Raw genomic sequence first — 14,647 nt, forward strand, 5'->3', positions numbered from 1 at the left:
CATGACCGTCCCCACCTCTTCCGGCCCCGGCGTGGCCGTCGTCACCGGCGCGGACTCCGGCATCGGCCGGGCCACGGCCGTCCGGCTCGCCGCCGCGGGAATGGACGTAGGGATCACCTGGCACAGCGACGAGGACGGTGCCGAGCAGACCGCCGAGGAGGTGCGCGGGCACGGCCGGCGTGCCGAAGTCGCCCGAATGGACCTGACCCGGCTCCCCGGTGCCGCGGACGTCGTCGACGACCTCGCCGAGCGCCTCGGCCGCATCGACGTCCTGGTCAACAACGCGGGCACCGGCACGGCGACGCCCTACCTCGACCTCGAACACGCCGACGTCCAGCGCGTCGTCGACGTCGACCTCATCGGCCCGTTCCTCTGCGGCCAGCGCGCCGCGCGGCGCATGATCCGGCAGGGCGGGGGCGGCCGCATCGTCAACGTGACGTCGGTGCACGAGCACCAGCCCCGCGTGGGCGCGGCCCCCTACTGCGCCGCCAAGGGCGGACTCGGGCTGCTCACCCAGGTGATGGCCCTGGAACTCGCGGAGCACGGCATCACCGTCAACGCCGTCGCGCCCGGCGAGATCGCCACGCCCATGACCGGGCAGGAGGACACGGACGTGCACGAGGTGAGCCGGCCCGGCATCCCGCTCGGCCGACCGGGCGACGCCAGGGAGATCGCCGCCGTCATCGCCTTCCTCGCGAGCCCGGACGCCTCCTACGTGACCGGCGCGTCGTACGTCGCCGACGGCGGCATGGTGCGCATGGGACCCCAGGCCGGTTCGCATCTGCGGAGCGACGAGTGGCGCCGCCCCTGAACCGGACCCGGGGACCCGTGCCGCAACCGGCCCGTGTCGAACCCGGCGGCCCGGGTACCGGAGCTGCCTGGAGCAGGGATCGTCGGACAGCACCGGCCCGCACGATCCGCACGGTCCGTGCGGGTGCGCATGCCGGGGTCCGGAAACGGAGCAGCAGGTGACGCCGAACGCAGAAGACCTCACCCGACAGGACACGGCCCCCGACGCGCAGGGCGCGCATGCCCCGTACGCCGGTGGCTCCCCCCGCGCCGAGACGTCCGCGGTCCATCACGACCTGCCCGCGGAGGATCTTCCGCCCGACCTCAACCAGGCCATCCTGGAGGCCGCCAAGCAGGTCGGCGCGCTCCTCAAGAGAGGCGAGCACGACTTCGCCCTCGCCGGCAGCGTCGCCGTGTACGCGCACGGCGGGACCGGCAACCTCCAGCACGACGCCGACTTCGCCATCAGGCCCGAGGACGCGGAGGCGGTCGCGGCGACACTGGAGGAGGCAGGCCTGACGGTGTACGCGCCGCCCGAGGACTGGCTGCTCAAGGCCAAGTGCCTCGGCCAGGACATCGACCTCATCTTCGAACTGGGCGGCGAGCCGGTCACCACGGAACTGCTCGGCCGCGCCGTGCAGCTGCCGGTGGACTCCGTGCAGATGCCGGTCCTGGCCCCGACCGATCTCGTACGGGCGCTGCTCGCCGCCTTCTCCGAGCACCACTGCGACTTCGGCGCCGTCCTGCCGATCGCACGGCAGCTGCGCGAGAGGGTCGACTGGGCGGCGCTCCGCGACGCGTTCGGGTCCGCGCCGATGCCGGCGGCCTTCCTCTACCTGCTCGAACGTCTGGAAGTCATCGCACCGCGAGGAGGAGACGGATGAACGACCCGGCCCACGTCGAGTACCGCATCGCCCATCTGAAGGAGCGGCTCGCCGCCGAGGAACTGGGCGAGCTCGGCATCCGCGTCGAGCCGCGCGGATCGTCCGTGGCGGTCGTCGGAACCGTGCCCACCACCCACTGCCGCGACGAGCTGCTGCGCACCGTGAACGAGGAACTGGACGGCGAGACGGTCCACTTCGACGTCGTAGTGGCCGAATCGGCGGCCCCGGACCACCCGGAGGAACTCGCATGATCCGCATCGCAGCCGTGGGGGACATCCACATGGGCCTCGACAGCCAGGGCGTGCTCCGGCCCGCGTTCGAAACGCTGCCCGACTGCGCGGACCTGCTGCTGCTGGCCGGGGACCTCACCCGGCACGGCACGCCGGAGGAGGCGGAGGTCGTCGCCCGGGAGGTGACCGGTCTCCCCGTGCCCGTCGTCGCCGTGCTCGGCAACCACGACCACCACGACGAACAGCCCGAAGCGGTCACCGCCGTCCTGCGCGAGGCGGGCGTACGGGTCCTCGAAGGGGAGGGCACGGTCGTCGAGGTCGACGGGGCGAGCGTGGGCATCGCGGGCACCAAGGGGTTCGGCGGCGGCTTCGTCGGCCGCAGCGGCAGCGAGTTCGGTGAACCCCTGATGAAGGAGTTCATCCGCTACACCCGCCGCTGCGCGGACGGCCTGCGCACCTCCCTGGAAGAGCTCGCCGAGCAGGGCTGCGGTACGCGAGTGGCGCTGACGCACTTCGCGCCCGTGCCGGACACGCTCGCGGGGGAGCCCCTGGAGATCTACCCGTTCCTCGGCAGCTACCTGCTCGCGGAGGCCGTCGACGCGGCGGGCGCGGACCTGGCCGTCCACGGCCACGCGCACGCGGGCACCGAACACGGCATGACCACGGGCGGCGTCCCGGTCCGCAACGTCGCCCAGCCCGTCATCCGCAAGGCGTTCAGCGTGTACCACCTGAAGGACCGCAGCCCGGCGGAGGCCGTGACGGCCGCGGCGGAGTGACGTGACCGGACTTCGGCACAGGCGTCTCCTGGAGGGGACGTAGGGGAGTAGCCTTCTGGATACGGAACGTGGTTGTCTTCCGGAACCGGTTCGCCGCACGGCGCGGAAGGCTCAGTGATGGGGCAACGGGTGACTTTGCAGGAACTGCTCGTCGGGCTGGAGGAGGCCGTCGACGGCGGCCGACACCGTGAGTGGGCCGTGCAGTGCGCACATGCGCTCGGGCTCGGCGGCATCGCGGTTTCCTTGCGATGGGGCGCGGAACTCGTCTGGTTCAGCGACGGTGTCAGCGCGCGGCTGGAGGACGCCCAGTTCACCTTGGGGCAGGGGCCCGGGGTGGCGGCGGAGTTCACCGACGTGCCTCACCAGGTGCCGGACCTGGCCCGCGACGCCGCCGAGGAGTGGCCGCAGTTCGCCGCCGAGGCCAGGGATTTGGGCGTGTGGGCGGTCTTCGTCTGGCCCGTCCGCTCGGGCGCGGTGCGGCTCGGGTCGCTGACCGGCTACCGCAGGACGCCCGGACCGCTCACCCCGCAGCAGTCGGCGGACGGGCTGCGGGTGGCCGACGCGCTGGCCGGCCGGCTGCTGGCCTGGCGGCCGGGCAACGAAAGTTCCACCGACGGGCAGGGCGAGGCCGGCACGGTCGACCTGCACTGGGCCGAAGTGCACCAGGCCACCGGCGTGCTCAGCTGCCGGCTCGGCGTGCCCCTGGGCGAGGCGATGGTCAGGCTGCGGGCCCAGGCCTTCGCCGAGGGCAGAGCAGTCACCGAGACCGCCCGCGAGATCCTCCGGGAACTGCCCTCGTGAACCCGTTGACCGGTGCGGGCCGTCGTAGGGCACCCGCGCACCGAGGAGTCAAGGCATTATGAGCCGAGAACAGAAGATCGCCGCAACCTTCGTCGAACTCGCCGACACACTCGTCGCGGACTTCGACGTCATCGACTTCCTGCAGCAACTCACCGTCCGCTGTCGCGACATCTTCGCGGTCGCCGACGTCGCCGTCCTGCTGGGCTATCCGGGGCCGCAGTTGTACAGCCCCGCCCCGTGCGACCCCAGCCCCACCCTGGCCGCGGTCCTCGATCTCGCCCTCGGCGAGGGGCCGGCCTGTGAGGCCTACCGCACCGCGAGTGTCATCAGCCCCGGAAACCTCGCCACCGCGCCCGCGTCCTGGGGCGACTTCACCGCCCAGGCCCGCGAGGCCGGTTACACGTACGCCAGTGCCGTCCCCATGCGGCTGCGCGAGGACACGCTCGGCAGCGTGCTGCTCCTGCGCGCCACCGACAGCCCGTTGCCCGCCGACGACCTCGTCATGGCCCAGGCGTTCGCCGACGCCGCCACCATCGGTCTGCTCCACGCCCGCGCCCTCAAGGACACCGAGGCCGTCAACGCGCAGCTCCACACCGCGCTGCACAGCCGCATCACCATCGAGCAGGCGAAGGGCTTCCTCGCGGCCCACCGCAACACGTCACTCGACGACGCCTTCGCCGCCATGCGCGGCCACGCCCGCAGCCACCGTCTCCTGCTCACCGCCGTGGCCCGCCACGTCGTCGACACCGGCGACCTCCCACTGCCCCCCGCCGCGTCGCCCCACCACCACCCGGCCGAGGGCTGACGCCCGGGTCGTACGTCGGCGGGACGAGCGGGAACCGTTGACGTCTATGAAGCGTTGTAGACGCAGTAGATCGCGGCGAACTCGGTGATCCCGATGGTGACCAGGCACGGGATGCACGCGAGCGGGCCCGCGACGCAGGCGGAACATGTGGCCGCGATCGCCGCGATGGTCGCCATCGTGTACCCCTGACGGATCATGCAGGCCTTGAAGCGCTCCCAGAAGGTGGAGGCCGTCAGTTTCTGCGGCGAGATGGGTGTCACGGACTCCGCGGCCGTCGACGCGTCCTTGGGCGTGCCGCTCACTTCGCCCGTCGGTGACGCCGTCTTGTCGAGCGTGGCCTTTCCGTCGGTCCAGACCCGCACTCGGACGGAGCCGTCGCTCCCGGCCTGGTAGACGTGCTCGATGGTCTGGGTGACGCGACCGGAACGGTCGTAGACGGTGGCGAGCATGCTGGGGACGGCCGCGGTGCCCGCGTACGGGAGGTACACGATGCGGGTGCCGGTCGAGCGCGACACGCGCACGGTGGCGCCTGCCTCGTCGATTCCGGCTCCCTCGGGAAGATGTACGGCGATCTTTCCGGAGAGAACCTTTTCTTTCGTGCGCTCGATCAGTTCGCGGGACTTCTCCGGTGTTTCCTTGACGTACTTCTTCCGGAAGTCGGAGCCGTTCTTGACGAGCCTTTCGTAGCTCTGTCTGCCCGGTTCGTCGCGCCGGTCGGAGGCTTGGGCCTGGAAGGGGATGACCGCGGCGATCGTGGCCGAAATCAGCACGATGACGAGGGTGCGGAGCCGCACACCGGGGGTGCCGCGAAGAGAGTATCTGTGCATGGTTGATCGCTTCTCCGGGTTCTGGGGAGTGGATTTCCGAAGCTACCCGGAGAAGAAATTGGGTGCTGTCCGAATGAGCCGTTGGGGGATCAGGGTGGCGGCTCCAAGGATTCGGGGCGGGGCGATTCGTCGAATTGATTCGACACTCCGATACGCGCCGAACATCTTGACATGTTCTTGTAATGCCTTGGCGGTGGGAGCGCTCCTACTCCGCGCTGCTATCGAAGGAGTTGCTCGTCGTGCGACACCCCCCACGTCCGTTACGCACGCTCGCCGTGCCGGCCGGCGTCCTGCCGGCGGCGAGGCCGTGCCATCGCGGACTGGAAGGCCAACACCGTCCGCATCCCCCTCAACGAGGAGTGCTGGCTCGGGACGCCGGTCCTCGAACTGCACTGGTCCCACGGCGCCCGCGCGCTCGCCGGCGCCAAGTCGAACGTCATCGCGCTGATGATGCCGCTGCGCACCGACATGTACGTGCCGGTGATGATGGAGGTCGCCCTCGCCGTCACGACCACGGCCCGGGCCCACGGGTACGACGTGCTGCTGCTCACCGGCGCGGAAGGGCCCGCCGCCGTCCGCCGCGTCACCGGCAGCGGGATCGCCGACGCGATGATCCTCATGGACGTCGAACTCGACGACGAGCGGCTGCCGTTGCTGCGTGCGGGGGACCGGCCCGCCGTCCTGATCGGTCTGCCCGCCGACACCGAGGGACTGGCGTGCGTGGATCTCGACTTCGCGGCGACGGGCGCCCTGTGCGCGGAGCACCTGGCCGGGCTCGGCCACCGGGACGTCGCGCTCATCGGCGAGGCGCCGGCGGTGTACGAACGCCACACCGGTTTCGCCGAACGCACCCTGGACGGACTCCGTTCGCGCGCGGGCGAGTTGGGCCTGCGTCTGCTGCACCGCCCCACTGACGGCGGCTACGACGCGATGGCCACGACCCTCGCCCGCATCTTCGACGAGCGGCCAGGGACGACGGGCTTCGTCGTGCAGAACGAGTCGGCCGTCGAGCCGCTGCTCGCGCTGTTGCGGCAGCGGGGACGCGCGGTGCCCGAGGACGTCTCGGTGGTGGCGATCTGCCCCGACCAGGTCGCCGTCGGGGCGTCCGTGCGGCTCACCTCGGTCTCCGTACCGGCGCAGGAGATGGGGCGCCGTGCGGTGGAGCGGATCGTCGCGAGGCTCGCGGGGCGCGGCACGGACGGCGTCGAACTCCTCGCCCCCGAACTGACGGTGAGGGCGAGCACGGGTCCCATCCCGCGCCCGCCCTCCAACCGGTGACCGCCGGACCACCGGTCGCTTCCGTCCCGGACGGTCCCCAGGCCCTAGGGAAGGCTGTGGACCTTCGGGCCGACCGTGTTCGACCAGGCGCTGCCCGCCGTCGCGTCCCAGTTCGTCGACCACGTCATGGCGCCGCGCAGCCCCGGGTACGTCTTCGACGGCTTGAACGAGCCGCAGCCGGTGCCGCGGGCGAGGCAGTCGAGGGCGTTGTTCACGATCGTCGGCGAGACATAGCCGCTGCCCGCGCCGCGCGGCGACGCCGGGACGCCGATCCCGACCTGCGACGCGTCGAGGCCGCCCTCGAGCTGGATGCAGGCGAGCGCGGTCAGGAAGTCCACGCTGCCCTGGCTGTAGACCTTGCCGTCACAGCCGAGCATCGAACCGCTGTTGTAGTACTGCATGTTGACGACGGTGAGGATGTCCTTCACGTTCAGTGCCGTCTGGAAGTAGCCGCCGGACGTGGACTGCATGTCGATGGTCTGCGGTGCCATCGTGAGGACCAGCTTGGGACCGGTCTTCGCGGCGAGCTGGCGCAGCGCCTTCGTCATGTAGGTGGGGTTGAGGCCGTTCTCCAGGTCGATGTCGACGCCGCTGAAGCCGTACTCCTGCATCAGCGCGTACGCGCTGTTCGCGAAGGCCGTCGCCGAGGCGTCGCTGTTGACGGAGATGGTGCCCTTCTCGCCGCCGACCGAGAGGATCACGGACTTGCCCGCGGCCTTCTTCGCGGCGATGTCCGCCTTGAAGTCGGCGACGGAGGTGTAGCCGACGGCCGGGTCCAGGTTGAAGGTGATCTGGCCCGGCGTGGTGGTGGCGTCGGCGAAGGAGACGGCGATGATGTCGTACTGCGACGACACGTCGCGCAGCTTCTGCACCGTCGCGCCGTTGTTGAAGTTCTGCCAGTAGCCGGTCAGCGCGTGCTTGGGCACGGTGCCGCCGTCGTTGCCGCCGTCGTCCTTGGGGGTCCGTACGGAGACCGCCGCCGACTTGGCGGACTCGCCCGCCGCGTTCGAGGCGCTCACCTGGAAGTCGTACGTGGTCTCCGGGGCGAGGCCGGTGACGGTCGTGGAGGCGCCGCTGGTCGAGGCGACCTTCGCGCCGTCGCGGTAGACGGTGTACCCGGTGGCCGTGGAGGACGGGGTCCAGGACAGGTCCACCGACTTGGGCGTCGTCGCGCCCGCCTTGAGGCCGGTCGGCACGGCCGGTATCTCCACCGGGTCGGTGCCGCCGCCCCCGTCGGGCCCAAAGACGCTGACATCGTCCACCAAGTACGCGCTCTGCCCGTACCAGCCGTGCGTGTACACCGTGACCGACGTGGTGTTCGCGCCGGTGGTGAAGCTGGTGGAGAGCTGCTGCCAGGCCGAGGTGCCCGGCGTCCACGTCGACACGTCGGTGGTGCCGGTGCCGCGGGCGCCCAGGTAGGCGTAGCCGCCCTGCACCCAACTGCTGAGCTTGTACGTGGAGTTGGGCTTCACCTTGACGAGCTGGGAACACTCGGCGTGGTTCTGGCCCGACGGGGTGGCCTTCAGCGCCTTGGCGCCGCCGTGCACGGGTGAGGTGACGGCGGCACCACTGTTCGCGGCGCAGGTCCAGTCGCTCAGGTCCGACTCGAACCCGGCGTTCTTGGCGACGTTGACGTCCGCCTGGACGTCCGCCGCGGCGCCGGCCCGTGTAGCGTCCGCCGACTGCGCGGGCGCGGCGAGCGCGGTGACGGCGAGTGCGCTCGCCGCACCGACGGCGAGCACCGCGCCGAATCTCCGGCGAAAGCCGGGTCTGCCCTGACGTACACGGTCCACGGGGTGCCTCCAGGAAGAGGTGAGGAGCGGAGCGGATGTGAAACGACGGTGGCCACCGCGCTACTGCTGTGCGCATCGTTGGTCCAGACCAATCGGGTTGTCAAGACGTCCGGTGAGGTGAACGTGGAGCGGGCGGCCCTGACCTTGACATGAACACCATCGAACCCCGAGCATCGAAGCGCTTCGAGGATCGCCCTCGCACCTTCCGATGTCCGCACCGACTCCGCTCAGCGCGCCGAGAAGGCGTGCACCGTGGTCGACCTGTAGGTCTCCCCGGGCCGCAGCACCGTGGAAGGGAACGACGGCTGGTTCGGGGAGTCCGGGAAGTGCTGGGTCTCCAGGCAGAGGCCGTCGCCCTGGCGGTACGTGCGGCCCGAGGGGCCCGCCAGGGTGCCGTCGAGGAAGTTGCCGGAGTAGAACTGGACGCCGGGTTCCGTCGTGGCGATCTTCATCGTGCGGCCGGAAGCCGGGTCCCGCAGGGTCCCGAAGGGCTCGGGGCGGCGGGTGAGGCCCTTGTCCAGGACCCAGTTGTGGTCGTACCCCTTGGCCCCCACCAGTTGCGGATGCGCGACGCGGATGTCCTCGCCGACGGCCTTCGCCCGCCGGAAGTCGAAGGGCGTGCCCACGACCGGCGCCAGCTCACCCGTCGGGATCAGACCTGCGTCGGTGGGGGTGAACCTGGATGCACTCAGGGCGAGTTCGTGGTCGTGGATGCTGCCGCTGCCCTCGCCCGCCAGGTTGTAGTACGTGTGGTTGGTGAGGTTCACGACGGTCGCCCTGTCCGTCGTCGCCGCGTAGTCGATGCGCCAGTCGCCGCGAGGCGTGAGGGTGTACGTCACCTTCACACGGAGCGTGCCGGGGTATCCCATCTCGCCGTCGACGCTCACATACCGCAGGACGAGGCCGACTCCCGAGGGGCCGGTGAACGGATCCACGTCCCACACCCGCGTGTTGAAGCCCTTCGCTCCGCCGTGCAGGCTGTTCTCGCCGTCGTTGACGGAGAGCTGATGCGTCGTGCCGTCCAGGGTGAAGCGGCCCCGCGCGATGCGGTTGCCGTAGCGGCCGATGAGAGCGCCGAAGAACGTGTCCCCGGCGACGTACGCCTCGACGTTGTCGTAGCCGAGGGAGACATTCGCGTACCGGCCGCGCCGGTCCGGCAGTTCGAGGGACTGGACGATGCCGCCGTACGACAGGACCTTCAGCCGCGTGCCGCCGTTCGCCAGCGACCAGCGGTACACCTTGGTGCCGTCGGCGAGCCTGCCGAACAGCTCCTTCGTGGGCCGGGCGCCCTCCGTCGCGTACGAGGTGCCGCTCGCGACGGTCGAGGTGAGGCCGGCCGCGGCCGCCGCCGCCAGCACGGTGCGTCTGCTCGTTTCCATGTGCGCCTCCGGGAAGGGGGGGAATTCGGGGGGAGTGCTAGCGGCCGACCTTGCGCTTGTTCCAGACGTCGAAACCGACCGCCGCCAGCAGCACCAGGCCCTTGATGACCTGCTGGTAGTCCGTGCCGATGTTGACCAGGGACATGCCCTGGTTGAGCACGCCGAGGACCAGGCCGCCGATGACGGCGCCCATGACCGTGCCGACGCCGCCGCTCATCGACGCGCCGCCGATGAACGACGCGGCGATCGCCTCCAGTTCGAAGTTCAGGCCCGCCTGCGGGGTGCCCGCGTTCAGGCGTGCCGCGTAGACACAGCCCGCGAGGGCCGCGAGCACACCCATGTTGACGAAGATCAGGAAGGTGACGCGCTTGTCCTTGACGCCGGACAGCTTCGCCGCCGCCTTGTTGCCGCCGAGCGCGTACACGTGCCGGCCGATGACCGCGTTGCGCATGACGTAGCCGAGCCCGATCAGCAGACCGCACATGATGAGCAGCACCACGGGCACACCGCGGAAGCTCGCGAGGGTCAGGGTGAAGGCGACGACGGCCGCGGTGATCGCGACCAGCTTGGCCGCCCACAGGCTCGTCGGCGTGACGTCCAGGTCGTACGCGAGCTGCTGCTTGCGGCTGCGCCACTCGCGGAGGACCAGGAACACGATCGTCGCGAAGCCGATCACCAGCGTCGGGTTGTGGTACTGCGTGTACGGGCCCATCTCCGGGATGAAGCCCTTGGCGATGTTCTGGAAGCCGTCGGGGAACGGCGAGAGCGACTGGCCCTCCAGGACGATCTGGGTGAGACCTCGGAACAGCAGCATCCCGGCCAGCGTCACGATGAACGACGGGATGCCGACGTACGCGATGAAGAAGCCCTGCCACGCGCCCGCGACCGCGCCGATCAGCAGCGAGAGGACGAGCGCGAGCACCCACGGCATGTCGTGCTTGACCATCATCACCGCCGACATGGCGCCGACGAAGGCGACCAGCGAGCCGACGGACAGGTCGATGTGGCCCGCGATGATGACGATCATCATGCCGATGGCCAGGATCAGGATGTAGCCGTTCTGCTGGATCAGGTTGGAGACGTTGCTCGGCAGGAGCAGGACGCCGTCCGACCAGATCTGGAAGAGGATGACGATGAAGGCCAGGGCGATGAGCATGCCGTACTGGCGCATGTTGGAGCGCACGCTGCGCAGCAGCAGTTCGCCGACGGACTGCCGGGCGGGTGGCGCGGACGTCGTGTCGCGCGCGGGCTCGGTCGTGGTGGTCATGGCGGAGGCCTCAGCTTCTGTTCTTGGTCATGTGGCGCATCAGGAGTTCCTGGGTGGCGTCCGCGCGGGCGACCTCACCGGTCAGCCGGCCCTCGGCCATCGTGTAGATCCGGTCGCACATCCCGAGCAGCTCGGGCAGCTCGGAGGAGATGAAGAGCACCGCCTTGCCGGCCGCGGCCAGCCGGTCGATGACGGTGTAGATCTCGTACTTCGCGCCGACGTCGATGCCGCGCGTCGGCTCGTCGAGGATCAGCACCTCGGGGTCGGCGTGGATCCACTTGCTGAGCACGACCTTCTGCTGGTTGCCGCCGGACAACCGCCCCACCTGCTCGAACACGGTGGGCGCCTTGATGTTCATCGACTTCCGGTAGCGCTCGGCGACGGACCGCTCGTGGTGCCCGTCCACGAAGCCGTCCCTGCGCCGCATGCCGGGCAGCGAGGCCAGGGAGATGTTGCGGTTGATGTCGTCGATGAGGTTCAGGCCGTACTGCTTGCGGTCCTCGGTGACGTACGCGATACCGGCCTCGACCGCGGCGGGCACCGTCTTCGTCACGACCCCGCGGCCCCCGACCGACACCGTACCGGTGACGTACTGCCCGTAGGAGCGGCCGAAGACGGACATCGCGAGCTCCGTGCGGCCCGCGCCCATCAGCCCCGCGATGCCGACGATCTCGCCGCGCCGCACGGTCAGCGACACGTCGTCGACGACCGTGCGCTGGTGGTCGACCGGGTGCCGCACCGTCCAGTTCTCGATGGCGAGGGCGAGCGTGCCCGCGTCCTCGCCCTCGTAGGGCGTGCGGTCGGGGAAGCGGTGGTCGAGGTCGCGGCCGACCATGCCGCGGATGATCCGGTCCTCCGACAACCGCGGTTCGCTGTCCGGGCGTTCGCGGACCCTCAGGGTCTCGATGGTCCGGCCGTCGCGCAGGATCGTCACCGAGTCCGTGATGGCCCGGATCTCGTTCAGCTTGTGGGAGATGATGATGCCGGCGATGCCCTGCTCGCGCAGCTCCACGATGAGGTCGAGCAGCTTCGCGCTGTCCTCGTCGTTGAGCGCGGCGGTCGGCTCGTCCAGGATCAGCAGCTTCACCTCCTTGGACAGCGCCTTCGCGATCTCCACCAGCTGCTGCTTGCCCACGCCGATGTCGGCGACCGGCGTCTGCGGCTTCTCGTCCAGGCCCACCCGCTTCAGGAGCGCGCTCGCCCTGCGCAGCGTGCCGTGCCAGTCGATGAACCCGCGGCTGCCCTGCTCGTTGCCGAGGAAGATGTTCTCGGCGATCGACAGGTGGGGGACGAGGGCGAGCTCCTGGTGGATGATGACGATGCCGCGGCGCTCGCTGGCCCGGATGTCCTTGAAGGCCATCCGCTCGCCCTCGAAGTGGATCTCGCCGTCGTAGCTGCCGTGGGCGTGGACGCCGCTGAGGACCTTCATCAGCGTCGACTTGCCCGCGCCGTTCTCGCCGCAGATCGCGTGGATCTCCCCGGCACGCACGGTCAGATTCACGTCGGAGAGCGCCTTGACGCCGGGGAACGTCTTGGTGATGCCGCGCATCTCCAGCACCGGCCGGCTCACTTGAGCTGCCCCGCCGTGAAGTACCCCTCTTCGACGAGGAGTTGCGTGTTGCTCCGGTCCACGCTGACGGGGTCGAGCAGATAGGCCGGCACGGTCTTCCTGCCGTTGTGGTAGCCGGTCGTGTCGTTGACCTTCGGCTTCCTGTCGTTCAGGACGGCGTCGCCCATGGCCACCGTCTGCGCGGCCAGCTTGCGGGTGTCCTTGAACACCGTCTGCGTCTGCTCGCCCCGGATGATGGACTTCACCGACGCGAGCTCCGCGTCCTGCCCCGTGATCACCGGCAGCGGCCGGCTCTTGGAGCCGTACCCCGCGCTCTTCAGCGCCGAGATGATGCCGAGCGAGATCCCGTCGTACGGCGAGAGGACCGCGTCGACCTTCGCCGAGCCGTAGTTCTTGCTGATCAGGTCGTCCATGCGCTTCTGCGCGGTGCCGCCGTCCCAGCGCAGGGTGGTGGCCTGGTTCATCCTCGTCTGCTTGCTGCGGACGGTGAGCCTGCCGCTCTCGAAGTACGGGCGCAGCACCTTCATGGCGCCGTTCCAGAAGTACTTGGTGTTGTTGTCGTCCGGCGACCCCGCGAACAGCTCGATGTTGTACGAGTCACCGGACTTGTCCCCCGGTTTGCCCAGCTTGAGCTTGTCGACGATGTACTGCGCCTCCAGGCGGCCGACGCGCTCGTTGTCGAACGACGCGTAATAGTCGACGTTCTCCGTGCCGAGGATGAGCCGGTCGTACGAGATCACGGGGATGCCCGCGTCGTGCGCCCGCCCCAGGACGTCGGTCAGCGCGGAGCCGTCGATCGCGGCCACCACCAGGAGACTGCGCCCCTTGGTGATCATGTTCTCGAGCTGGGCGACCTGGTTCTCGACCTTGTCGTCGCCGTACTGCAGATCGGTCTCGTAACCGGCCTTCTGGAACTGCTTCGCCATGTTCTCGCCGTCGGCTATCCACCGCTCCGAGGACTTGGTGGGCATCGCGAGGCCGATGGTGGCGCCCTCTCCCGCGTCCGGTTTGTAGCGGCTGCCGCCCTTGGCCTCCTGACCGCACGCGGCGGTCAGCGTGCCGAGCAGGAGGGCGGCGGCCGCGGCGGCGGCGAGGCGGGTGCGTCTGCGGATGGTCACGGGTCAGCTCCCTTCGGGGAAGCGGTTCAGGTCGCCGGGCAGCCGGGAGCCGAGCGGCGACATTCCGGCGTCGGCGCCGTGCCGGGCGAGCAGGTCCAGGGCGAGCCGGCCGCGGCGCACGCGCTCGCGGGCGGTGTCGAGGGTGAGGTCGCGCAGGTGGGCGCCGTAGGGATAGATGCCGGGTGCCTTCGCGAGCCCGAACTTCAGGTACAGGGGGGCGCCGCGCCGGATCAGCTCGGCGATCTCGTACATGCGGATGTAGCCGCCGAGGTCGTCCGGCGCCTCGACGTACATGTCCATTGGAGCGGCCGACACCCGCCGGATCTCCGTGAGGTGAGTGAGCGTCAGGTCGCTCGGCACGTTCAGCGAGTCCGCGCCGAGCCGCTCGTACACGGCGTACGCGGCGGGGTTGACGGGCCCGATCAGCGCCGACACCTTCAGTGTCGTGTCGGCCGGAACGACCCCGGCGCTCCTGGCCCGGTGCAACGTCCACAGCACGCCCTCGTCGGCGACGAGCAGACACTTCACGCCCAACTCCGTGGCACGCACGGCGTCTTCGACGCACCCGGCGACGGCATCGTGTCCCCGGGCACGCAGCCCGGCACCGTGCGAATCGGTGCGCACGGAGGCACCGGTGTCCCAGGTGCCGCGCGGCCCGGTGAACAGACAGAGCTCGATGTCGCGCTCGGCGGCGGTCTCGACCATCTCGGTGATCTCGGCGTCGGACAGCATCCAGACACCGCTGCCCTGGCTGATCCGGTGGATCGGCACGTCGAGCCGCGCGGACTCCTTGAGCACGACACCGAGCGCCTCGGGCCCTTCGACGGAGGGAATCTCGACCCGCCAGGCGCCCCCGTCGGGGAAGACGTGCGGGGAGGCGTCGGCGGGATCGGGGGAGGGGGCGGCGAGCCCGAGGGAGGTGAGGGCGGGTTCGCCGGGTCGGCGGGGGTGGGGGTATGACGAGTGGGGCACGGTGGTCCTTCGCAGGATCGTTGCGTTCGGCATATCGAACGAGGTTCGGTTCGTGGGGTGCGCGTAGTCACGGCTGTGCGTGACGGGAGACGTTGCGGTGTCTGACCCAGGGGCGCGGGGAACTGCGCGACCAGCCACATCGGACCCGCAGACGAAGA

At 70.1% G+C, this 14,647-nt stretch carries 13 protein-coding genes and 1 pseudogene; 7 read left to right on the forward strand and 7 right to left on the reverse strand.

The genetic code is table 11. The features are described 5' to 3' along the window. Position 1 precedes the first annotated feature (1 nt). The 6 genes from DEJ49_RS30445 (at position 2) to DEJ49_RS30470 (ending at position 4,285) form a co-directional block, all read left to right on the forward strand. Positions 2-811 (forward strand): SDR family oxidoreductase, encoded by an 810-nt coding sequence (locus DEJ49_RS30445; protein WP_150187077.1) that lies wholly within the window; start codon positions 2-4, stop codon positions 809-811. A 157-nt stretch (positions 812-968) separates the two neighbouring features. After that, positions 969-1,673 (forward strand): nucleotidyltransferase family protein, encoded by a 705-nt coding sequence (locus tag DEJ49_RS30450; protein WP_150187078.1) that lies wholly within the window; start codon positions 969-971, stop codon positions 1,671-1,673. After that, positions 1,670-1,924, forward strand: coding sequence for a hypothetical protein (locus tag DEJ49_RS30455; RefSeq protein WP_150174055.1), 255 nt, complete (start codon positions 1,670-1,672; stop codon positions 1,922-1,924). The genes DEJ49_RS30450 and DEJ49_RS30455 overlap by 4 nt, the downstream gene beginning before the upstream one ends. Continuing rightward, complete coding sequence (locus tag DEJ49_RS30460) at positions 1,921-2,679, forward strand: metallophosphoesterase (protein ID WP_150187079.1); 759 nt, start codon at positions 1,921-1,923, stop codon at positions 2,677-2,679. Before DEJ49_RS30455 ends, DEJ49_RS30460 begins: the two co-directional genes overlap by 4 nt. 129 nt (positions 2,680-2,808) lie before the next feature. Next, positions 2,809-3,480: an ANTAR domain-containing protein gene (locus tag DEJ49_RS30465; protein WP_150187080.1), complete on the forward strand. Its 672-nt coding sequence runs from the start codon at positions 2,809-2,811 to the stop codon at positions 3,478-3,480. A 58-nt stretch (positions 3,481-3,538) separates the two neighbouring features. Next, positions 3,539-4,285: a GAF and ANTAR domain-containing protein gene (locus tag DEJ49_RS30470; RefSeq protein ID WP_150187081.1), complete on the forward strand. Its 747-nt coding sequence runs from the start codon at positions 3,539-3,541 to the stop codon at positions 4,283-4,285. A gap of 44 nt (positions 4,286-4,329) precedes the next feature. Here DEJ49_RS30470 and DEJ49_RS30475 read toward each other — a convergent pair whose 3' ends face one another. Next, a complete protein-coding gene (locus DEJ49_RS30475) occupies positions 4,330-5,112 on the reverse strand; it encodes a hypothetical protein (protein WP_150187082.1) in 783 nt (260 codons plus the stop codon). 396 nt (positions 5,113-5,508) lie between these two features. Between DEJ49_RS30475 and DEJ49_RS30480 the strand changes: the two are divergent. Next, a pseudogene (locus DEJ49_RS30480) lies at positions 5,509-6,390 on the forward strand (LacI family DNA-binding transcriptional regulator); the annotation flags it as partial. A 44-nt stretch (positions 6,391-6,434) separates the two neighbouring features. Here the strand turns inward: DEJ49_RS30480 and DEJ49_RS30485 are convergent. From DEJ49_RS30485 to DEJ49_RS30510, 6 genes are all read right to left on the reverse strand, one after another. Further along, positions 6,435-8,183 (reverse strand): chitinase, encoded by a 1,749-nt coding sequence (locus tag DEJ49_RS30485; RefSeq protein WP_190329496.1) that lies wholly within the window; start codon positions 8,181-8,183, stop codon positions 6,435-6,437. A gap of 227 nt (positions 8,184-8,410) precedes the next feature. After that, positions 8,411-9,562, reverse strand: a complete 1,152-nt coding sequence (locus DEJ49_RS30490; RefSeq protein ID WP_150187084.1) for an aldose epimerase family protein — start codon at positions 9,560-9,562, stop codon at positions 8,411-8,413. Positions 9,563-9,599: 37 nt separating this feature from the next. Further along, complete coding sequence (mmsB, locus tag DEJ49_RS30495; RefSeq protein WP_223833046.1) at positions 9,600-10,829, reverse strand: multiple monosaccharide ABC transporter permease; 1,230 nt, start codon at positions 10,827-10,829, stop codon at positions 9,600-9,602. A 10-nt stretch (positions 10,830-10,839) separates the two neighbouring features. Further along, a complete protein-coding gene (gene mmsA / locus DEJ49_RS30500) occupies positions 10,840-12,378 on the reverse strand; it encodes a multiple monosaccharide ABC transporter ATP-binding protein (RefSeq protein ID WP_150188576.1) in 1,539 nt (512 codons plus the stop codon). A gap of 17 nt (positions 12,379-12,395) precedes the next feature. Next, complete coding sequence (chvE, locus tag DEJ49_RS30505; protein WP_411757213.1) at positions 12,396-13,517, reverse strand: multiple monosaccharide ABC transporter substrate-binding protein; 1,122 nt, start codon at positions 13,515-13,517, stop codon at positions 12,396-12,398. A gap of 3 nt (positions 13,518-13,520) precedes the next feature. Then, complete coding sequence (locus DEJ49_RS30510) at positions 13,521-14,489, reverse strand: hypothetical protein (protein WP_223833047.1); 969 nt, start codon at positions 14,487-14,489, stop codon at positions 13,521-13,523. Positions 14,490-14,647 lie beyond the last annotated feature (158 nt).

The sequence above is a fragment of the Streptomyces venezuelae genome, assembly GCF_008642335.1.
GTDB classification, from domain to species: domain Bacteria; phylum Actinomycetota; class Actinomycetes; order Streptomycetales; family Streptomycetaceae; genus Streptomyces; species Streptomyces venezuelae_F.

Coding starts and splice junctions, on each gene's coding strand:
- DEJ49_RS30445 (WP_150187077.1), top strand. CDS start 2: ATGACCGTCCCCACCTCTTCCGGCCCCGGCGTGGCCGTCGTCACCGGC.
- DEJ49_RS30455 (WP_150174055.1), top strand. CDS start 1,670: ATGAACGACCCGGCCCACGTCGAGTACCGCATCGCCCATCTGAAGGAG.
- DEJ49_RS30460 (WP_150187079.1), top strand. CDS start 1,921: ATGATCCGCATCGCAGCCGTGGGGGACATCCACATGGGCCTCGACAGC.
- DEJ49_RS30470 (WP_150187081.1), top strand. CDS start 3,539: ATGAGCCGAGAACAGAAGATCGCCGCAACCTTCGTCGAACTCGCCGAC.
- DEJ49_RS30475 (WP_150187082.1), bottom strand. CDS start 5,112: ATGCACAGATACTCTCTTCGCGGCACCCCCGGTGTGCGGCTCCGCACC.
- DEJ49_RS30490 (WP_150187084.1), bottom strand. CDS start 9,562: ATGGAAACGAGCAGACGCACCGTGCTGGCGGCGGCGGCCGCGGCCGGC.
- mmsB (WP_223833046.1), bottom strand. CDS start 10,829: ATGACCACCACGACCGAGCCCGCGCGCGACACGACGTCCGCGCCACCC.
- mmsA (WP_150188576.1), bottom strand. CDS start 12,378: ATGCGCGGCATCACCAAGACGTTCCCCGGCGTCAAGGCGCTCTCCGAC.